Here is an 18,316-nt window from a genome sequence, read left to right as displayed (position 1 = left end):
TGGTAACGCGTCGTAACCGGCGTTGCCGTGTGCGGTTGGCAGGGGAGCCTCCGGCGGGGATATTTCCGGCAAAGGGAAGAGCAGGGGTGTGCGAGGGCCTTAGTTGAGTTGCTGTTGGCGCAGCGCGCGGATCGAGCTGCCATGGGCCGAGCGGAAGGCGCGTGACAGCGAGGATTGCGAGGAAAAGCCGGTGGCGAAGGCGATTTCCTGCACTGGCTGGTTGGTTTCCAGTGCCAGGCGGTGGGCTTCGGCCATGCGCAGGGCGAGGTAGGCGGATTTCGGCGATTGGCTCAGGGCGCGAGCAAATCGGGTCTCGAGACTGCGCGGCGACAGCGAGAGCATTTTGGCGATGGTCGTGATCGGCAGCGGTGTTTCGATATTGTCGCCCATGAGAGTGAGGGCGCGGGCCACAACCGGGTGGCGCCGTGCCAGGGCCGGACCGGAATGTGGGGTTTGCGGTTGATCCGAGCCGGGCGAGGGGGCGTAGAGGAAGGCGCCGGCCACGTCGCGGGCGAGCCGTGAGCCAAAGCGGTCCTCGATAAACGACAGCATCAAGTCCAGCGCCGGGCCAGCGGCGCCGGCGGTGAGGTATTTGCCCGAGCTGACATAGCGGTGGCGCAGGGCGGTGATGGCGTCGAACCGCGAGGTGAACTCGGCCAGGTCTTCCCAGTGGGTGGTGGCGTAATGACCGTCCAGGAGCCCGGCGCGGGCCAAGAGCCAGCTGCCGCCGTCGATCCCGGCGATGGTCTCGCAATGGGGCGCTAGGCGGCGGAGCGAGGCCAGCAGAGGGGGTGTGGCGTGGCGCTCCAATCGGAAACCAGCGATCACCACCAGAAGATCGGAACGATTCAACCGCTCGATGGCGGGGCCGGGGACGGAGAGGCCCGAAGTCAAGGCGGCGGCTGCACCGGTGGCCGTGTAGTACTCCCAGGTGAACAACCTGCGCCCCGAGCGGCGGTTGGCGGCACGCATTGGATCGACCGTGGCGGCCAGCGACAGCAGGTTGGCATCCTCAAGGACGAGGATGGCGGCATTGAGGGGCATGTTTTTTTCGGATGATGACATAAAGGCTTCGTAAAAGATCAAATTAAGATGGGCAAGCCGGGGAATACTGGAAAAAATGACAAGCCTGGAGAGGATTCGCCGATGCCGCTGACCATGAACCGTGAGGTTTTCATCACCTGTGCCGTAACCGGATCGGGGGGCACGCAGGACCGCTCTCCGCATGTGCCGCGCAGCCCCGAGCAGATTGCCGACAGCGCCATCGAGGCCGCCCGCGCCGGTGCGGCGGTGGTGCATTGTCACGTGCGTGACCCGAAGACCGGCGTGCCCAGCCGAGATCTGGCGCTGTATCGCGAAGTGACCGACCGTATTCGGGAATCCGACGTCGATGTCGTGCTGAACCTGACCGCCGGTATGGGTGGGGACATCATTTTCGGCCCGACCGAGCACCCGTTCCCGGTGCAGGAGGGTACAGACATGATCGGCGCGGCCGAACGGGTGGAACATATCAAGCAATGTCTGCCCGAGATCTGCACGCTGGATTGCGGAACGATGAACTTTGCCGAGGCCGATTACGTGATGACCAACACGCCGGGCATGTTGACGGCCATGGGCCGGATGATGACGCATCTCGGGGTGAAGCCCGAGATCGAGGCGTTTGACACCGGGCATCTGTGGTATGCCAAGCAGTTGGTCAAGGATGGTGTGTTGGAGAGCCCGGCGCTGGTGCAGCTGTGTATGGGGGTGCCGTGGGGCGCGCCGGATGACCTCAATACTTTCATGGCGATGGTCAATAACGTGCCCGACGACTGGACCTTCAGCGCCTTTGGGTTGGGCCGCAACCAGATGGCTTATGTCGCCGCTGCCGTTCTGGCCGGAGGCAATGTGCGCGTGGGGCTGGAAGACAACCTGTGGCTCGACAAGGGGGTGTTGGCGACCAATGCGCAACTGGTCGAGCGTGCCGTGGGCATCATCGAGGGTATGGGCGCGCGGGTGATTGGGCCAGAAGCGGTGCGCGAGAAGCTGGGGCTGGTCAAGCGGGCGCGGCCGGTGTGATGCGTGGCGTCTGGATCGTGGTGTTTGTCCTGCTAGCAGGATGCCAGCCCGATCCATTGGGCCGCTCGAATGATCAAGTCCGCGCGGCAAAGGCGCAGTGCGATGCCGACGGCGGCCGCTGGCAGAGCGGTGGGATCACCGGCGCATTGATGTGCTTCCGGGATACTCCAGACGCAGGCAAATCCTGCAGCAAGGCCAGCGATTGCACGGGGTTTTGCCTGTCCGACAGCCGCACATGTTCAACGACAACCCCAGAGTTCGGATGTATTCCGCACCTGGATGACAACGGACAGGAGTTAGAGATTTGCATCGACTGATGGGTGCGGTCGCGGCGGCGATGCTGCCGGGATTGGCAGGCGCCGATACCGCGTGGTGGCATGGTAGCTGGACCGAAAAACCTGCCGGGTGTGCGGCACAGGATCGGGTGATTTTTTCAGAGTATGAGGTCACAGGTTACAGGAACGGCTGTGCCGTGACCTTTGTCCAGAGCGCGCGGGGGCAAGACGGCGTGCGCCTGACACTGGCCTGCAATGATCAAGGTGACCACTATGAAGAAGAACACATGGTTCTGAAGGATGGGGCCGATGCGATCCGGATGCAGCCCGAAGACGGGGATTGGCTGTTCCTGGTTCGGTGTGAATAAAGCGACAACAGCAAGACATATGTGCCGAGTTCGAACGAAAGCGCCGGTACGAGGGAGATGACCATGACGAGAGCGGCAATCATTGGCGGTGGTGTGATCGGCGGCGGGTGGGCCGCGCGATTTCTTCTGAACGGATGGGACGTGCAGGTGTTCGACCCGGACCCCGAGGCCGAGCGCAAGATCGGCGAGGTGATCGCCAATGCCCGCGCCAGCCTGCCCGGACTGGGCAATGTGGCCTTGCCGGATGAGGGCAAGCTGAGCTTTCACGACAGCATCGCCGAGGCGGTCGATGGGGTGGTCTGGGTGCAGGAAAGTGTGCCGGAACGGCTCGACCTGAAACAGAAGGTCTACGGCGAGGTGATGACCCATGTGGGCGAGGAGACCATCGTCGGTTCGTCCACCAGCGGGTTCAAACCCAGCGAATTGCAGGAAGGTCAGCCGAAGCCTGAACAGATCGTGGTGACACATCCGTTCAATCCGGTTTACCTGTTGCCGCTGGTCGAGCTGGTCACAACACCGATCAACCACGATGTGCTGATCGACCGGGCGCGGGATATTCTGACCACCCTGGGCATGTTCCCGCTGCATTTGAAGAAAGAGATCGACGCTCATGTCGCCGACCGTTTTCTCGAAGCGGTCTGGCGCGAGGCGCTGTGGCTGATCAAGGATGGGATCGCCACCACCGAAGAGATCGACGATGCGATCCGCTATGGCTTTGGCCTGCGTTGGGCGCAGATGGGGCTGTTCGAGACCTATCGCGTGGCCGGTGGCGAGGCCGGGATGCGCCATTTTATTTCCCAGTTCGGTCCGGCGCTGCAATGGCCCTGGACCAAGCTGATGGATGTGCCCGACCTGACCGACGAGTTGATCGATACGATCGCGGATCAGTCTGACGCGCAATCGGGGCACTATACGATCCGTGAATTGGAACGGATCCGCGATGCCAATCTGGTCAGCAAGATTCGCGGGCTTTACCGCATGGACTGGGGCGCCGGTGCCATTCAGCGCAAACACGACATGGCAATCGAGGCCCATGCCGGGTTGCGCCGCCATGTGGACGAGGTGGACGATCTGTCCAAACCGGTGCTGACGGCGCGGCGGGCGGTGCCGACCGAATGGCTGGATTACAATGGGCATATGAATGAAAGCCGCTATCTCGAGGCGTTTTCCAATGCCAGTGACCGGTTCATGATGATGATCGGCTGTGACGAGCAGTATATCGCCAATGGGGGCAGCTATTTCACCGCCGAAACCCATATCCGACACCTGGGTGAAGCCCATGCCGGGGCGCTGATCACTGTTCATACCCAGGTGATCGAGGGGCAGGGTAAGAAGATGCATCTGTTCATGGAGATGCGCGATGAAGCGGGCACGGTCGTGGCGACCTGCGAACAGATGCTGCTGCATGTCAGCCTGGAGACCCGACGCAGCAGCCCGCCTGCACCACAGATCGAACAGGCGCTGACCAAAGTGGCGCGGGCGCACTCCGCGCTGCCAACGCCGCAGGGGCTGGGCGCCGGGATCGGTTCAAGATGAGCAAACGGGTTCTGATCACGGCAGGGGCCTCGGGGATCGGCCGGGCGATGGCTGAACGGTTCGATGAAGGTGGCTATGACGTGTGGATCACCGATATCGACGAGGCTGGCTTGGCCGCGGTTCCGGATCATTGGCACGCCTTTCATTGCGACGTGGCAAATGAAGAAGAGAAACGCGCGGTGTTCGAGGCGGTGGGCACAGCGGGCGGTCTGGATGTGCTTTGCGCCAATGCCGGGGTTGCCGGGCCGACAGCGCCGATTGAGGATGTCAGCCTGAACGATTGGCGCGATTGCGTCAGCGTCAATCTGGAAGGGGCGTTTCTGGCGGCAAAACACGGCGCGCCGCTGATGAAACAGGCGCGCAAGGGCGCGATCATCATAACGTCATCTACCGCCGGCCAGTTCGGCTATCCGAACCGGGCACCATACGCGGCCGCGAAATGGGCGGTGATCGGGTTGATGAAGACCCTGGCGATGGAGCTGGGCCCGTACGGAATTCGCGCCAACGCAATCTGTCCGGGGGCTGTCGAAGGTGAACGGATGGAAGGCGTTCTGGCGCGTGAAGCCGCAGCCAAGGGTATGACCCGTGACCAGGTCTACCAGGGCTACGCTTCGGGCACGTCGATGCGCACCTTCATCGAGGCCCGCGACATTGCCGAGACGGCATTTTTCCTCGGCTCGGACGCGGCGCGCTACATCTCGGGTCAAGTGATCGCGGTCGATGGCCATACCGAGAACCCCGATCCCAAACCCTGAGGCAAGGCGCGGCTTCGGGATGCTCCGCGGGGAGTATTTTGCCAAGAAAGAGGCGCAGGGCCTGGCTCTCTTTCTTAGCTGAAATACTCAAAACGAACCGATTAACAGCGCGCTGCATTTTGGCTTATTCGCGACCCTGGACCCCATCGGCTCCGAGCAAAGCGAGGCCGGGCCCAAAATCGACAAGAGCCCGCGCAGCGGGCACGCGGAGATGCGGGAGTGCCGCGACCCCGGCGTGAGGTGATCAGCCCAACAGGCGGCGGGCGATGACCTGGGCCTGAATTTCTGCGGCACCTTCAAAAATGTTGAGGATCCGGGCGTCGCAGAGGATGCGGCTGATCTTGTATTCCAGCGCGAAACCGTTGCCGCCATGGATCTGCAGAGCATTGTCGGCCGCGGCCCAGGCGACGCGGGCGCCCAGAAGTTTCGCCATGCCGGCTTCGAGGTCGCAGCGCTGGTCGTGGTCTTTTTCCCAGGCCGAGAAATAGGTGAGCTGGCGCGCCACCATGATTTCTACGGCCATCATGGCGAGTTTCGACGCCACGCGCGGGAACTCGATCAGGGATTTGCCGAACTGCTTGCGATCCTGGGCGTATTGCATGCCCTGATCCAGCGCCGATTGCGCCACGCCGATGGCGCGGGCAGCGGTTTGGATGCGGGCGGCCTCGAAAGTTTTCATCAGCTGTTTGAAGCCCTGGCCTTCGACGCCACCGAGAAGGTTTTCACCCTTCACGTGGAAATTGTCGAACCCCAGCTCGTATTCTTTCATGCCGCGATAGCCCAGCACTTCGATTTCGCCGCCCGACATGCCTTCGGTGGGGAAGGGGGCGTCGTCAGTGCCTGGCGTCTTTTCAGCCAGGAACATGGAAAGCCCGGTGTGGTTGGTGGTCTCGGGATCGGTGCGGGCCAGCAGGGTCATCACGTGGGTGCGGGCGGCGTGGGTGATCCAGGTCTTGTTGCCGGTGACCTTGTAATCTCCGTTCTCGTCCTTGACCGCGCGGGCGCGCAAGGAGCCGAGGTCGGAGCCGGTGTTGGGTTCGGTAAAGACGGCGGTCGGCAGGATTTCAGCGCTGGCGATCTTGGGCAGCCAGTGTTCTTTCTGTTCCTGCGTGCCGCCGCCTTCGATCAGTTCCGCGGCGATTTCGCTGCGGGTGCCAAGCGAGCCAACACCGATATAGCCGCGTGACAGTTCTTCGCTGACCACCACCATCGAGGCCTTGGACAGGCCGAACCCGCCGTATTCTTCCGGGATGGTCAGGCCGAAGACGCCCATTTCGGCCAGTTCCTCGATCACTTCCATCGGGATCAGCTCGTCGTTTAGGTGCCACTCGTGGGCGAAGGGTTCGACCTTTTCCACCGCGTAGCGGCGGAACTGCTCGCGGATCATTTCCAGTTCGTCGTCGAGCCCGGTGACGCCGACGGTGATTTCGGCGGCGCGTTCCTGCATCAGTTCCACAAGGCGCACGCGCGCGGCCTGCGTGTTGGCCGAGGCCATCAGGGTTTGCACTTCGCTCGACTGGAAGCCCGACAGTGCGTCCCAGCCAAGGCCCATTTCCTGCAGGCGCACGACTTCGCCCTGGTTCATCGGGATACCACCGGCGATATGGTGCAGGTATTCGCCAAAGGCGATCTGGTGGATCAGTTGCTCAACCTCGCCGAACTTGCCTTCGCCTTGGATCCGTTCGGCCCATTTTTGCATCTGGCGCAGGGCTTCGACATAGGTCGCCAGCCATGCAACGCCGTGGGCTGCCCCTTGGTTGGCTTCGATCAGACCGGCCGAAACGCGACCATCCTTGCTGACGGCGTCGCGCAGTTTTTCCAGGGCTTTGTCCAGAACGGATTGCGCCGGGTCAACGGCGGCGGCGGTGAGTTTCAGAAGGTCGGGAAGGATGATGTCGGTCATGGTCAAGCTCTCGGCGAATCCGTAAGGCCCCGGGGGGCGTTTTCAGTCCGGGACGGTGTAATCACTTTGCAGGTGCAGCGCAACAATTATGCTGCATGGCGGCGAGGATTGTTCAAATCTTGCGCCCCGGAGTCGCGGCCTCATTTAATCGGTGCATGCACCGAACGGGGTGATAAGACGGGGTATGGACGCCATTTTATCGCTGATGTCGGCGCAGGTTTTCACCCTATGTCTTGCCATTGCCCTGTTTGCCGGGGTTGTTAAGGGGCTTGTCGGGTTTGCCATGCCGCTGATCCTGATTTCTGGGATGGGCAGCTTCATCGAACCGGAACTGGCGCTGGCGGGGCTGCTGTTCCCGGTTTTGCTCAGCAATCTTTGGCAGGGGTTTCGCCAGGGGATCAAGGCGGCGCTGGCGTCGCTTCGGGCCTTCGTGCCGTTCCTGCTGGTAGCTGGTGTGATGCTTGTGCTGTGCGCGCAAGTGGTACGGTCGATCCCCGAGCAGATCATGTTTCTGGTGATCGGGGTGCCGGTGGTGACGTTTACCATGCTTCAGTTGATCGGCTGGAGGCCCAAGCTGAACGAGGCTGTGCGGTTTCGAGCCCAGTTGGCGGCGGGCGCGATTGCCGGAGCGATGGGGGGCGTGTCCGGAACCTGGGGTCCGCCTACCGTGCTGTTGTTGACCGCATTGGACACGCCGAAGCCCGACCAGATGCGCATTCAGGGCGTGCTCTATGGCCTTGGGTCCGTGGCTTTGTTGCTAGCGCATGTGGGGTCGGGCGTGCTTCGGGCCGAGACGCTGCCTTTTGCCATGGTGACAACCCTCCCCGCGCTGATGGGTATGGCCATTGGGTTCGCCTTGCATGATCGCGTGGATCAGAGGCTGTTCCAGCGCCTGACCATGCTTGTTCTGATCATTGCAGGGCTGAACCTGATCCGGCGGGGATTGATGGGGTAGGCGAGCCATGGCTTGCGCCGTAGGGTCGTGCCTGTACTCTGATCGTGGATATGGAGTTAAAAGGGGGCGCGAAACATGGACATCCGACCACTGACCGGCGGGCTTGGAGCCGAGATATTCGGGGCGGATCTGCGTGATCCGGCGCAACTGGATGATATCAGGGACGCATTTGTGAGGTATTCCGTAATCACGCTGCGGGGGCAGACTATCACACCGGACGATCACCTGGAATTTGCCCGTCGTTTTGGAACGATCAACGTGAACCGGTTTTTCAAGCGGCTGGATAGCCATCCCGAGATTGCCATCGTTTTGAAAGAAGCGGATCAGACCGGCGCCATCGGCGAGTCATGGCATACCGATCACGCCTATGATCATGCGCCTGCGATGGGGTCGATCCTGCATGCGATCGAAACACCGCCTTTCGGCGGCGACACCGCGTTTTGTTCCATGGGGGCGGCCTATGATGCGCTGTCGGATCGCTTCAAGGAGATTTTGAACGGGCTTCATGCCTGGCATTCGTCGCGTCACGTGTTCGGGGCTGTCCAACAGGATTCGGAAGCGACGCGGACCGGGCGGGTCGGCAATGCGGACCTGGCGACCCAGGACGCGCTGCACCCGGTGGTGATTGCCCATCCCCTGTCAGGGCGGAAGGGGTTGTTCGTGAACCCACAGTTCACCACCCGGATCGACGGTTTGTCCGAGGCCGAGTCCGATGCGATCCTGCACATGCTCTATTCCCATTGCCAGAAGCCCGAGTTCCAATGCCGGGTGCGCTGGCAGGATGGTGACGTGACCATGTGGGACAACCGGGCGACATGGCACAAGGCGATCAATGATTATCACGGGCACCGGCGTTATATGCACCGGGTCACGGTTGAAGGCTGCGCGCTGGAGGCCGCCTGAAACCTAGCCCGCTTGGGTGCGCGGGGTGATCGAGCGACGGATGTCGTCGCCGATGGCGTGGCGGGCGCGTTCCATGTCGTGTTCGACTTGCAGGCGGATCCAGAAATCGGCGGCGGTGGAGAAGTAGCGCGCCAGCCGCATCGACATTTCCACGGTCATTTTCTCGGAGCCGTCGATCAGACCCTTGAGGCGGCCTTCGAGCATGCCGATGGCCGAGGCCAGATCGCCCGCCGGAATGTTCAGCGGTTCGAGGTATTCCTCGCGCAGCACGGTGCCGGGGGGAGGGCACAGGAAGACGGGTTCGGGTGTCTTCTCTTCACCGGGGGGCAGCAATTGGACTTCGGTCGGCAGGCCCGCGGCCTTCCACGCGTCCATTCCTCCGGTCATGTGGGCGACATCGTCATGACCTTCGTTCAGCAGCATCTTGCCGGCCGCTTCGGAGCGTTTGCCGACGGCGCAGTGCAGCACCAGCCGCTTGCCGGGCAGGGAGGGGAACAGGTCGGCCTCGAAACTGGACAGCGGCAGCAGCAGGGCGCCGGTGATGTGTTCGACTTCGTATTCCGAAGGTTCTCGGACGTCGACAAGGACGATCTTGTCCTCTTCGAGCCAATCGGAGATTTCGACGGGGCTGGCGGGGATGACGGTGCTCATGGGCGAATCCGGTGTTGTCACGTGGTCGGGTGCGACATTCTGTATCCTATCGAGGCTGGGACGGAAACAGGCAGAAAACCCGGCGCCACCGCGGAGCGCGGCCCACCCAGCCGCCCCCCCGCTCTGCGGCGGGTTGCGCGCGGCTTTCAGGCGAAGGTGCCCGGCGTGCGTGGCGGGTTTGAGTATTTGGTCAAAGAAAGAGAACCGGGGCCAGTGCCCGATTTGTCAGCGTGTGGGCACCGGGGTTTCGCCGCGATAGTCATAGAAGCCGCGCCCGGCCTTGCGGCCCAGCCATCCGGCCTCGACGTATTTGGTCAGGAGCGGGCAGGGGCGGTACTTGGTATCGGCCAGCCCGTCATGCAGCACGTGCATGATCGCGAGGCAGGTGTCGAGTCCGATGAAATCGCCCAGTTGCAGCGGGCCCATCGGGTGGTTGGCGCCGAGCTTCATTGCGTTGTCGATCGAGGCGACGTTGCCGACGCCTTCGTAGAGCGCGTAGCAGGCCTCGTTGATCATCGGGATCAGGATGCGGTTGACGATGAAGGCCGGGTAGTCCTCGGCCGAGGCGGCGGTCTTGTTCAGCTTGCCGACCACGCCGAGGCAGGTCTGGTAGGTTTCTTCATCCGTGGCGATGCCGCGGATCAGCTCGACCAGTTTCATCAGCGGCACCGGGTTCATGAAATGGAAGCCCATGAATTTTTCGGGCCGGTCGGTGCGTGCGGCGAGGCGGGTGATCGAGATCGACGAGGTGTTCGAGGTGACGATCGTATGCGGCTGGAGATGCGGCACCAGCCCTTCGATGATCTTGTTCTTGATATCCTCGTTTTCGGTTGCGGATTCGATGACCAGATCAGTTTCGCCCACCTGCGCCACCTCGAGCGAGGGGGTGATCCGGGCCAGAGCGCCGGCCTTGTCATCGACGGATATCAGATCGCGGCTGACCTGGCGTTCCATGTTCTTGTCGATCTTGCCCAGGGCGGCTTCCAGAGCATCCTGGTTCACGTCGTTGAGAACCACATCATAGCCCGCAAGGGCCATCACGTGGGCGATCCCGTTTCCCATCTGCCCTGCTCCAATCACGCCGACCTTGTTGATATCCATGATGTTTGCGGGCTCCGATTGGTGATCTCGTTTGCGCGAGAATAGGCCTCTTGTCGGGGCAGGTGCAAGGGCTGGTTCGGGGGGTGAAAACAGGGTGGCCCGGGAAAAGTTTCGGCAAATTCGCTCGTTAGCCTTTCGGAAATGGAATTGTGTGATTCTCCTTTCTGGGTGAAAAATCTGGTGGGTGTTATGACCTTTGAACAAGTGGGGAGCGGGCCCCTAGACTATGACCCGTGCAATTACGGTGAAAGCCGTTTGACCTTTCGCGGTCCGAAGCGGCAATTAGACCATGACTATGTCGTCTTTCTTGGCGGGACTGAGACCTACGGGAAATTCGTTGAATATCCGTTTCCGGATCTTGTCGAGCGGGAACTGGGTCTGACCTGTGTCAATTTCGGTCAGATGAATGCCGGGGCCGACGTTTTTCTGAACGATACGATGATGATCCGGGCGGCATCGCAAGCGCGTTATGCGGTGGTGCAGGTGATGGGGGCCAATAACCTGTCAAACCGGTTCTACTCGGTTCATCCGCGGCGCAATGACCGGTTTCTCAAGGCGTCAGCGACGATGCGGGCGGTGTTTCGCGACGTCGACTTTACCGAGTTCCACTTTACCCGTCATATGTTGGGAACGCTGGCAGATAGGGCGCCGGACAGGTTTTGGGCGGTCATCGAAGAAGTGCAGCACGCCTGGGTGGCGCGGATGCAGCTTCTCTTGTCGCGGATCGGGCCGCGGGCGGTTTTGTTGTGGTTTGCCGATCATGCCCCCGAGAACAAGACCGACTACGCCCAGTCCCAGAACGATCCTTTTGCGGTGGAGCGCTGGATGATCGAACGTCTTCGCCCGCAGACCGCTCAGGTGATCGAGGTGGTGGTCAGCCCTCATGCGCTGGCCCGGGGCACCAGGGATATGGTCTTCGGTGAACTGGAAGCCCCGGCAGCCAAGGGGATGTTTGGCCCGGCTGCGCATCGCGAGGCGGCAAAGGCGATATCCGGGCAGTTGGCGGACCTGCTGCACGATCCGGCGGCAGAGTGGTAGGTCCTTGGCGTGTGAGCCGGACAAGCAAAAGGCCCGCCGGGTTTTTTGGCGGGCCTTTCGGTTTTGATGGGGTGCGCTTGAACGCACCGCGATCAGAGCTTTTCGATCAATTCCGGTACGGCGGTGAAGAGGTCGGCAACCAGGCCATAATCGGCGACCTGGAAGATCGGGGCCTCTTCGTCCTTGTTGATCGCGACGATGACTTTCGAGTCCTTCATGCCGGCGAGGTGCTGGATCGCCCCCGAGATGCCGACGGCCACGTAAAGCTCGGGTGCAACCACCTTGCCGGTCTGACCAACCTGCCAGTCGTTCGGGGCATAGCCACTGTCGACGGCGGCGCGGGATGCGCCAACGGCGGCGCCCAGCTTGTCGGCCAATTGCTCGATCAGTTTGAAGTCGTCTTCCGAGCCGACGCCACGGCCACCAGAGACAACAACGCCTGCCGAGGTGAGTTCCGGGCGATCGCTTGCGGCAACCTTGTCTTCGACCCAGGAGCTGAGGCCCGGATCGGCGGCGGCCGATGCGGTTTCAACGGCGGCGGAGCCACCTTCACCAGCAGCGTCAAAGGTCGAGGTCCGGAAGGTGATGACCTTCTTGGCATCCGACGACTTGACGGTCTGGATGGCGTTGCCAGCGTAGATCGGGCGCTCAAACGTGTTGGCGTCGACCACACCCGACACATCCGAGATCACCATGGCGTCAAGAAGGGCTGCCACGCGCGGCATCACGTTCTTGGCGTCGGTGGTCGCCGGGGCGACGATGTGTTCGTAATCACCGGCCAGCGCCACGATGGTGGCGGCGGTCGATTCCGCCAGACGGTGACCGAGCGCCGCGTCTTCGGCGACCAGCACCTTGGCGACGCCGTCGATCTTGGCGGCAGCTTCGCCGGCAGCGGCAGCGGACGCGCCTGCGGCCAGAACGGTGATTTCACCCAGCGACGAGGCTGCGGTGACGGCCTTGGCGGTGGCGTCCATCGCCAGTTCGCCGTTGTTGACCTCTGCGAGAAGAAGAACAGCCATTACACAGCCCCCGCTTCTTTGAGTTTCGCCACAAGCTCGTCGACCGAACCCACGATTTCGCCTGCCTTGCGCGCTTCCGGCTCGGTCGTCGAAACGATCTCGAGGCGGGGCGTGACGTCGACGCCGTAATCGGCGGCGGTTTTTTCGTCGAGCGGCTTTTTCTTCGCTTTCATGATGTTGGGAAGCGAGGCGTAGCGCGGCTCGTTCAGGCGCAAATCAACGGTGACGATGGTCGGCATCGAGACGCTGATGGTCTGTAGTCCGCCGTCGACTTCGCGGGTCACAACGGCCTTGTCGCCGTCGATGTCCAGCTCCGAGGCGAAGGTCGCTTGCGACCAGCCCAAGAGCGCCGACAGCATCTGGCCGGTTGCGTTCATGTCGTTGTCGATCGCCTGTTTGCCGGCGAGAACAACACCGGGCTGCTCTTCTTCGACAATCTTGGCGAGGATCTTTGCCACGGCCAGCGGTTCGATGTCGGTATGCACGTCATCGGCGGCGACCACCAGGATAGCGCGGTCGGCACCCATGGCGAGCGCGGTGCGCAGGGTTTCCTGAGCCTGCTTCACGCCGATCGAAACGGCGACGACTTCTGCGGCCTTGCCGGCTTCTTTCAGGCGGATGGCCTCTTCGACAGCGATCTCGTCAAAGGGGTTCATCGACATTTTCACATTGGCAAGATCAACACCCGATCCGTCCGCCTTGACGCGGACTTTCACGTTGTAGTCGATCACGCGCTTCACAGGCACAAGTACCTTCATGGGCTGCGGTCTCCTTAACAAATCAATGCCGCTTGGATGCGGCGATTCCGGCTCTCCCGGTTCTGTTAGCGGTTCGTGGGGCGGTGAAACAGGGCAAAATCGTCACGTTAGCGCCAACCGACGTCGCGTTCACGGGTTTTGCAGGGGATTCTTTGCCAGAATGTTGCAGGCGATGGATTGGTGCGGTTGTGCGGGACTTGCCGGGAGAGACGCGTTCGGGCACGTCCCACCCGCCCGCCCCCGTGCCCTCACGCGTCTCTGGAGGTGTTCTTGGCTGGGAGTGGAAGTAAGTATTTGAACAAACAACCAGGGGCGAGGGAGGGATGGTCCGGTTTAGCGGTTCGCGCCGGGAACCCAGAGGACATCCGCCTTGCCACCGTCATTGGCGATGCGGGCGGCCACGAAGAACCAGTCGGAGAGGCGGTTGAGGTATTTCACCGCGTGTTCGTTGACCGGCTCGGACGCCGCCAGTTCCACGGCCAACCGTTCGGCCCGGCGGGCCACAGTGCGGCAGAGGTGCAGATGGGCGGCCAGCGCCGTGCCGCCGGGCAGGACGAAGCTGCGCAGCGGTTCGAGCTGGCTGGTCATGGCGTCGATCTCGGATTCGAGGCGCTCGACCTGGGCCGCAACCATGCGCAGGGGCGGGTATTCGGCCTGCGCATCGTCGGTCGTCGGGTTGGCAAGGTCCGAGCCGAGATCGAAGAGGTCGTTCTGGATCAGGGACAGGGCGGTGTCGACGGCACCGCCGGCATGCAACCGGGCGAGACCCACGGTCGAATTCAACTCGTCCGTTGTGCCATAGGCGGACACGCGGGCGTCATGCTTGGGGCGGCGTGACCCGTCAACCAGCGCGGTGTCACCCTTGTCGCCGGTGCGGGTATAGATTTTCGACAGGACCACCATGGATCAGTACCGGAGCCAGACAAACAGCAGGATCAGTGCAACGGCCACTGCCTGCGCGGCAATCCGGTAGCGCATGATCCGGTTGGCGTGTTTGCGGTTGAACTCACCACCCCTGGCAAACCCACCGACGCCGATCATCAGGATGATCAGCACGCCCAGACAGGCGATTGCCACAACCCAAAAGAGGGGATCAGATGCCATGTCGTGTTCCTTTCACCGTTTGGCCTGATGTAGTGGTTGGAGGCACAAAAGCGAAGGGGTGTTTTTTCCTGGAGTGCGGTTTTCCCGGATCGGTCACCCTTTGGAGATCAACCAGTCCAGCGCACGGGTCGGTAAAAGTCGCCGGGCCGCGCCCATCAGGTAGGTGGGCGTGGTGATGTAATAACGCGGACGCGGGCGGCTGGATTCCAGCGCATGGGCGAGTTTCTTGGTCACTGCCGAGGCGGGCAGTTCAAACCGGTCCATGTCGCGTTCCTCGTAGAGACGTTTGAGGAGGGCCGAGCGGTATTGGTCCGCGCGCGGGCTGGATTCCCAGTCGACCCATTTTTCGAAATGCGGGATCGAGTTTTCACGGATCTTCGAGGTGATCGGTCCAGGGGCGAGTGTGATGACGTGGATCGGGGTGTCGCGCATTTCTAGGCGCAGCACGTCGGTGAGCCCTTCGAGGGCGAACTTTGTGGCGACATAGGCGCCGCGCCAACGCATCGGCACCATGCCCAGCACCGAGGAGCAGTTGACGATGCGGCCGTGTCCTTGGGCGCGCATCACCGGAATGACCTGTCGGGTCAGCTCGTGCAGGCCGAAGACATTGGTCTCGAAAATTGCGCGCAGGGCTTCGGTGGGCAGGTCTTCGACCGCGCCGGGTACGGCGAAGGCGCCATTGTTGTAAAGCGCGTCAAGCGTGCCACCGGTGGCATCAAGCACATGATCGAGCGCGGTGTGGATCGTATCAGGGCTGGAGTAATCTAGATGGACGGTTTCCAGCCCTTCATCGGCAAGGCGATCGCAGTCGCCTTGCTGTCGGCACCCTGCAAACACACGCCAGCCGCGCGCCTTGAGCCCATGGGCGGCGTCATGGCCGATACCCGAGGAACAGCCGGTGATCAGGACGGATTTTACCATAATACCCTGCGAAAGAAATTGCCGCGCCAGTCATGCAGACCAGCGCGGCTTTAGGCAACTGAAAATACCTTTGGGTGAAATTTCTAGATGTTGGGGGAGCCGCCGGCAGTGGTGCCAAATTCGAAAATGTCGCCGCAAAAGACATCGAAAGGCTCCAGGGATTCCGAGGTCGATTGGGCGCCGCCGCTGGGAAGTTCCTGAATATAGACGTTGTCGCCCAATGCCGAAGTGCCCAGAATGCCTTGGCCGGGATTGCAATCGAAAATCCCCATAGTTTCCAGCGCCGAGTTTTCGGTGAACAGGATCTGGTCGAGATTGATATCCTCTGCGTCGACACCGCGCAGGATGATGCGGGCGTCACCGGCCTGAATTTCCACACCGCGGGGCGTTTCGCGCCATTGGAAATCGTCGATCGAGCCGTTTTCGAGATCGGCGAGGGTTTCGTCGGCCGGGTCGATGGTATCGGGGCTGACGGACAGGCCGGTCAGGACCAGGGAATCCTCGGCCCCGAAATCACGGAACTGAACAAAAATATTCGCCAGTGCGCTGTCGGTCTGGACAATCAGGACATCGTTGCCAGGACCGCCGGTGATGGTGCTTTGGCCACTGAACTGCACGAAGATGTCGTTGCCCGCGCCGCCGCGCGCCACGATCTGGTCAAGCGTGTTGCCGTCGCCCAGGACCAAGGCATTGCCATCGCCCAGCACAAGCATGTCATTGCCGCCGCCGCCCAAAATGGTGTCGTTGCCGGGGCCGCCGATCAGCAGGTCGTTGCCGCGTCCGCCGTTGATCAAATCGTCGCCATCGCCGCCGAACACGCTGTCGTCGCCACTGCCCATGCGGAAGCGGTCGCCGAAATCGCTACCGGCGGCGGCATCGTCACCGCGGCTACCGCGGACGTCGAAGCGGGTGTCGCCGAGCAGGGCGTCAAAGAAGGACAGGGGGCGCATGTCTGTCCAAACCGGAAACCCCAAGGGTTCGGGCGAGGAAAATACTGCGCGCACGACCGGTAGGGTATCCGGGATCAGGATGAAGCCTTCGGCGTGTACCTGGCCGTCGATGGTTGTGTAGGGGATGCGCAGCTCCATCGTGCCGGCGTCTGTCATCAGCGCCGTGCCGTCGGGGCCGAGCAGTTCCAGCGTGGTTCCATCCGTCGAAAACAGACCCTGTTCCAGATCGTTCATGAACCCAGAGAGGTCAAATCCGTCACGGCCACGGATGGAGATCGTCAATGTATTGGGCATGAAAATGTCCTTTGGGTTGAACGCAGTTCGAAGCCGAGGCTAGGGGCTTGCCGCGCGCCATAGAAAGCTCAACTTCGCCAAAACCGTTGAAAAGTAGGAATTTATTCGCCAAAACGTATTCACGATGCGTGAAATTGACGTTGTTTTTGACCCCGAGAGGAAGCTGTTCCTCTATTTCGGCGTGGCCTTCATGGCCATCTTGGTCGGGCCGTTTGGTACCTACGAATTGATGAGTTTCTGGGAACGGGCGGTATTCTGGACATTGGATGTACTGGGCGGCTTGTTGATTATCGTCCCGATTTTGCACGTGTTCTATTACAGCCGGTTGGCAGCGTTCATTCCCAGTTTCCCGCGGTTCCTAATCGGGGTGGCGATCGGGGCTGTACCGACGGCGGCTTACATCACTGTTTTGTTCGGAACTGTTGGTCAGAAACTGGAAATCAGCACCGAGTTTCCGCTGCTGCTGATGCAGGTGACGGTTTTTTCCACCTTGCTATTGCTGACCGAATTCGTGCTGTGGCCGATGGTTTTCGGACCGCACAAGGGTTCACCCGCCGGTATGAACGTCCCGGGGACCACTGATGAGCCCAAAACCGCGTGCGCATCTACATCTGCGGCATTGCTGTCTCGGCTGCCGGATGAACATGCGGGCGCACAGGTGGTGTCCATCTCGATGCAGGATCACTATGCAGAGGTGACAACGACGCAAGGCGCGGCGTTGATCTTGATGCGACTGGGTGATGCGATAGACCTGATGGAAGGTTGCCCCGGTGCGCGCATTCACCGCTCGCATTGGGTGGCAGGGGAATTTGTCAAAGGGATCGAGAAGACCGGGCGCAAGACCGAAGTGCGGATGCGTGACGGGCGGCGGCTGCCGATTGGGAACACCTATCTGAAGGCGGCGCAACAGCAGTTGGGGATTGGGCCTGGCGAAGACGCAGTCTAGTTCGTTGCGACCAGCAGGAAATCAGCCATCCAGCCAACGCGGCCTGTGTCGAGCACCCGAAGTTTGACCCAGCCGTCGCCGCCATCGCGGATCACTTCGACCTCGGTTCCGCGGGTCAGCTTGGCCACCACGTTGAACGTTTTACCCGGTCCCTGCCGCATGTTCACACGGGCCGATTTTACCTTGCGCAGGTCGCGATTATCGTCGGCGTCGGTTGCCACCGCGTCATCGGTTTTCGGCTGGGCCTGCGGGCGCGCAGCGCCGGCGGCGGCAACGAGGCGGGCAATCTTGTCAGGATTGGCAGCCACGGTAGTTACGCCGTGGGTCGTTGCGGATGCGGGCACCGCGGTTTGGGCGGTGTTGAGCGTCAGGCGCAGGCGTTTTTCAGCGTCGCTGACCACGGTGGAGCGGCGCGGGGTGGGCTGTTCCATGTTCGAAGGTGACGCCGAGGCCAGAAGAATCTGCGCATTGCCGGTATCTCTGACCGGACGTTGCACGGGCGTGGCCGGTGGTTGAGCGGCCTGCGTTGCCGCATGCTGGCGCGAACGCTCGGACGGTTTGTAGTCTGAACCGCCGCTCAGTTCGTAAAAGGCAAAGCCCATGAAACCGAATGTGATAACAATCAGGCGCCACATATGCGCGTCCCCCACTTACCCAAGCACTGATAAATGACCGCAATTATGGTCAATTTCCCCCCTTATACCCGATTCGCACCCCGAGTCGGGGGGGAAGTGTTTAGGATTTTTCCCTGATGTAATGATGCATCAATTGCGCCTGTTTG

19 protein-coding genes are annotated in these 18,316 nt (G+C 61.6%); 8 read left to right on the top strand and 11 right to left on the bottom strand.

Annotated features, from left to right (window positions below; all coding sequences use genetic code 11):
• Nucleotides 1–99 precede the first annotated feature (99 nt).
• Nucleotides 100–1,044: a helix-turn-helix domain-containing protein gene (locus RXV86_RS06880; RefSeq protein WP_316298633.1), complete on the bottom strand. Its 945-nt coding sequence runs from the start codon at nucleotides 1,042–1,044 to the stop codon at nucleotides 100–102.
• Between the two features lie 102 nt (nucleotides 1,045–1,146).
• On the opposite strand from RXV86_RS06880, the gene RXV86_RS06875 reads away from it, so the two are divergent.
• The 4 genes from RXV86_RS06875 (at nucleotide 1,147) to RXV86_RS06860 (ending at nucleotide 4,992) form a co-directional block, all read left to right on the top strand.
• Complete coding sequence (locus tag RXV86_RS06875; RefSeq protein ID WP_316298632.1) at nucleotides 1,147–2,058, top strand: 3-keto-5-aminohexanoate cleavage protein; 912 nt, start codon at nucleotides 1,147–1,149, stop codon at nucleotides 2,056–2,058.
• Nucleotides 2,059–2,362: 304 nt separating this feature from the next.
• Nucleotides 2,363–2,701 (top strand): hypothetical protein, encoded by a 339-nt coding sequence (locus RXV86_RS06870; protein ID WP_316298631.1) that lies wholly within the window; start codon nucleotides 2,363–2,365, stop codon nucleotides 2,699–2,701.
• 57 nt (nucleotides 2,702–2,758) lie between these two features.
• A complete protein-coding gene (locus tag RXV86_RS06865; RefSeq protein ID WP_316298629.1) occupies nucleotides 2,759–4,237 on the top strand; it encodes a carnitine 3-dehydrogenase in 1,479 nt (492 codons plus the stop codon).
• On the top strand, nucleotides 4,234–4,992 hold the full coding sequence (locus RXV86_RS06860) for an SDR family oxidoreductase (RefSeq protein ID WP_316298628.1): 759 nt from the start codon (nucleotides 4,234–4,236) through the stop codon (nucleotides 4,990–4,992). The genes RXV86_RS06865 and RXV86_RS06860 overlap by 4 nt, the downstream gene beginning before the upstream one ends.
• A gap of 244 nt (nucleotides 4,993–5,236) precedes the next feature.
• On the opposite strand, the gene RXV86_RS06855 is transcribed toward RXV86_RS06860, so the two are convergent.
• On the bottom strand, nucleotides 5,237–6,895 hold the full coding sequence (locus RXV86_RS06855) for an acyl-CoA dehydrogenase family protein (RefSeq protein ID WP_316298627.1): 1,659 nt from the start codon (nucleotides 6,893–6,895) through the stop codon (nucleotides 5,237–5,239).
• A gap of 184 nt (nucleotides 6,896–7,079) precedes the next feature.
• On the opposite strand from RXV86_RS06855, the gene RXV86_RS06850 reads away from it, so the two are divergent.
• Together RXV86_RS06850 and RXV86_RS06845 are read left to right on the top strand one after the other, a co-directional pair.
• Nucleotides 7,080–7,850, top strand: a complete 771-nt coding sequence (locus RXV86_RS06850) for a sulfite exporter TauE/SafE family protein (protein WP_316298626.1) — start codon at nucleotides 7,080–7,082, stop codon at nucleotides 7,848–7,850.
• A gap of 75 nt (nucleotides 7,851–7,925) precedes the next feature.
• The gene (locus tag RXV86_RS06845) at nucleotides 7,926–8,753 is read left to right on the top strand and encodes a TauD/TfdA family dioxygenase (protein WP_316298623.1); all 828 of its coding nucleotides are present in this window, start codon (nucleotides 7,926–7,928) and stop codon (nucleotides 8,751–8,753) included.
• 3 nt (nucleotides 8,754–8,756) lie between these two features.
• On the opposite strand, the gene RXV86_RS06840 is transcribed toward RXV86_RS06845, so the two are convergent.
• A complete protein-coding gene (locus RXV86_RS06840; protein WP_316298622.1) occupies nucleotides 8,757–9,404 on the bottom strand; it encodes a HigA family addiction module antitoxin in 648 nt (215 codons plus the stop codon).
• 225 nt (nucleotides 9,405–9,629) lie between these two features.
• The gene (locus tag RXV86_RS06835) at nucleotides 9,630–10,505 is read right to left on the bottom strand and encodes a 3-hydroxybutyryl-CoA dehydrogenase (RefSeq protein WP_316298621.1); all 876 of its coding nucleotides are present in this window, start codon (nucleotides 10,503–10,505) and stop codon (nucleotides 9,630–9,632) included.
• A gap of 189 nt (nucleotides 10,506–10,694) precedes the next feature.
• Between RXV86_RS06835 and RXV86_RS06830 the strand changes: the two genes are divergently transcribed.
• Complete coding sequence (locus RXV86_RS06830) at nucleotides 10,695–11,543, top strand: DUF6473 family protein (RefSeq protein WP_316298619.1); 849 nt, start codon at nucleotides 10,695–10,697, stop codon at nucleotides 11,541–11,543.
• Between the two features lie 92 nt (nucleotides 11,544–11,635).
• On the opposite strand, the gene RXV86_RS06825 is transcribed toward RXV86_RS06830, so the two are convergent.
• The 6 genes from RXV86_RS06825 to RXV86_RS06800 all read right to left on the bottom strand — a co-directional run bounded on the left by RXV86_RS06825 (nucleotide 11,636) and on the right by RXV86_RS06800 (nucleotide 16,589).
• Nucleotides 11,636–12,562 carry an FAD-binding protein gene (locus tag RXV86_RS06825; RefSeq protein WP_316298617.1) on the bottom strand — a complete coding sequence of 309 codons (927 nt, stop codon included), beginning with the start codon at nucleotides 12,560–12,562 and terminating at the stop codon, nucleotides 11,636–11,638.
• On the bottom strand, nucleotides 12,562–13,320 hold the full coding sequence (locus RXV86_RS06820) for an electron transfer flavoprotein subunit beta/FixA family protein (RefSeq protein ID WP_316298616.1): 759 nt from the start codon (nucleotides 13,318–13,320) through the stop codon (nucleotides 12,562–12,564). The genes RXV86_RS06825 and RXV86_RS06820 overlap by 1 nt, the downstream gene beginning before the upstream one ends.
• Nucleotides 13,321–13,653: 333 nt before the next feature.
• On the bottom strand, nucleotides 13,654–14,223 hold the full coding sequence (locus tag RXV86_RS06815) for a cob(I)yrinic acid a,c-diamide adenosyltransferase (protein ID WP_316298615.1): 570 nt from the start codon (nucleotides 14,221–14,223) through the stop codon (nucleotides 13,654–13,656).
• A 3-nt stretch (nucleotides 14,224–14,226) separates the two neighbouring features.
• Nucleotides 14,227–14,424, bottom strand: coding sequence for a twin transmembrane helix small protein (locus tag RXV86_RS06810; protein ID WP_316298614.1), 198 nt, complete (start codon nucleotides 14,422–14,424; stop codon nucleotides 14,227–14,229).
• Between the two features lie 93 nt (nucleotides 14,425–14,517).
• Nucleotides 14,518–15,348 (bottom strand): SDR family NAD(P)-dependent oxidoreductase, encoded by an 831-nt coding sequence (locus RXV86_RS06805; protein WP_316300194.1) that lies wholly within the window; start codon nucleotides 15,346–15,348, stop codon nucleotides 14,518–14,520.
• A gap of 80 nt (nucleotides 15,349–15,428) precedes the next feature.
• Complete coding sequence (locus RXV86_RS06800) at nucleotides 15,429–16,589, bottom strand: calcium-binding protein (RefSeq protein ID WP_316298613.1); 1,161 nt, start codon at nucleotides 16,587–16,589, stop codon at nucleotides 15,429–15,431.
• Between the two features lie 124 nt (nucleotides 16,590–16,713).
• Between RXV86_RS06800 and RXV86_RS06795 the strand changes: the two genes are divergently transcribed.
• Nucleotides 16,714–17,535 carry a LytTR family DNA-binding domain-containing protein gene (locus RXV86_RS06795; RefSeq protein WP_316298611.1) on the top strand — a complete coding sequence of 274 codons (822 nt, stop codon included), beginning with the start codon at nucleotides 16,714–16,716 and terminating at the stop codon, nucleotides 17,533–17,535.
• On the opposite strand, the gene RXV86_RS06790 is transcribed toward RXV86_RS06795, so the two are convergent.
• Nucleotides 17,532–18,170 carry an SH3 domain-containing protein gene (locus tag RXV86_RS06790; RefSeq protein WP_316298609.1) on the bottom strand — a complete coding sequence of 213 codons (639 nt, stop codon included), beginning with the start codon at nucleotides 18,168–18,170 and terminating at the stop codon, nucleotides 17,532–17,534. The two genes, RXV86_RS06795 and RXV86_RS06790, sit on opposite strands and share 4 nt — an antisense overlap.
• Between the last annotated feature and the right edge of the window lie 146 nt (nucleotides 18,171–18,316).

The sequence above is a fragment of the Aliisedimentitalea sp. MJ-SS2 genome (genome assembly GCF_032586155.1).
GTDB lineage: Bacteria > Pseudomonadota > Alphaproteobacteria > Rhodobacterales > Rhodobacteraceae > JAWHTC01.
This window is presented reverse-complemented; position numbering and strand designations above follow the sequence as displayed.

Excerpts from the sequence above, each read along its gene's own strand:
- RXV86_RS06880 (WP_316298633.1), bottom strand. The coding sequence starts at position 1,044 with ATGCCCCTCAATGCCGCCATCCTCGTCCTTGAGGATGCCAACCTGCTG.
- RXV86_RS06875 (WP_316298632.1), top strand. The coding sequence starts at position 1,147 with ATGCCGCTGACCATGAACCGTGAGGTTTTCATCACCTGTGCCGTAACC.
- RXV86_RS06865 (WP_316298629.1), top strand. The coding sequence starts at position 2,759 with ATGACCATGACGAGAGCGGCAATCATTGGCGGTGGTGTGATCGGCGGC.
- RXV86_RS06860 (WP_316298628.1), top strand. The coding sequence starts at position 4,234 with ATGAGCAAACGGGTTCTGATCACGGCAGGGGCCTCGGGGATCGGCCGG.
- RXV86_RS06855 (WP_316298627.1), bottom strand. The coding sequence starts at position 6,895 with ATGACCGACATCATCCTTCCCGACCTTCTGAAACTCACCGCCGCCGCC.
- RXV86_RS06850 (WP_316298626.1), top strand. The coding sequence starts at position 7,080 with ATGGACGCCATTTTATCGCTGATGTCGGCGCAGGTTTTCACCCTATGT.
- RXV86_RS06845 (WP_316298623.1), top strand. The coding sequence starts at position 7,926 with ATGGACATCCGACCACTGACCGGCGGGCTTGGAGCCGAGATATTCGGG.
- RXV86_RS06840 (WP_316298622.1), bottom strand. The coding sequence starts at position 9,404 with ATGAGCACCGTCATCCCCGCCAGCCCCGTCGAAATCTCCGATTGGCTC.
- RXV86_RS06835 (WP_316298621.1), bottom strand. The coding sequence starts at position 10,505 with ATGGATATCAACAAGGTCGGCGTGATTGGAGCAGGGCAGATGGGAAAC.
- RXV86_RS06830 (WP_316298619.1), top strand. The coding sequence starts at position 10,695 with ATGACCTTTGAACAAGTGGGGAGCGGGCCCCTAGACTATGACCCGTGC.
- RXV86_RS06825 (WP_316298617.1), bottom strand. The coding sequence starts at position 12,562 with ATGGCTGTTCTTCTTCTCGCAGAGGTCAACAACGGCGAACTGGCGATG.
- RXV86_RS06820 (WP_316298616.1), bottom strand. The coding sequence starts at position 13,320 with ATGAAGGTACTTGTGCCTGTGAAGCGCGTGATCGACTACAACGTGAAA.
- RXV86_RS06815 (WP_316298615.1), bottom strand. The coding sequence starts at position 14,223 with ATGGTGGTCCTGTCGAAAATCTATACCCGCACCGGCGACAAGGGTGAC.
- RXV86_RS06810 (WP_316298614.1), bottom strand. The coding sequence starts at position 14,424 with ATGGCATCTGATCCCCTCTTTTGGGTTGTGGCAATCGCCTGTCTGGGC.
- RXV86_RS06800 (WP_316298613.1), bottom strand. The coding sequence starts at position 16,589 with ATGCCCAATACATTGACGATCTCCATCCGTGGCCGTGACGGATTTGAC.
- RXV86_RS06795 (WP_316298611.1), top strand. The coding sequence starts at position 16,714 with ATGCGTGAAATTGACGTTGTTTTTGACCCCGAGAGGAAGCTGTTCCTC.
- RXV86_RS06790 (WP_316298609.1), bottom strand. The coding sequence starts at position 18,170 with ATGTGGCGCCTGATTGTTATCACATTCGGTTTCATGGGCTTTGCCTTT.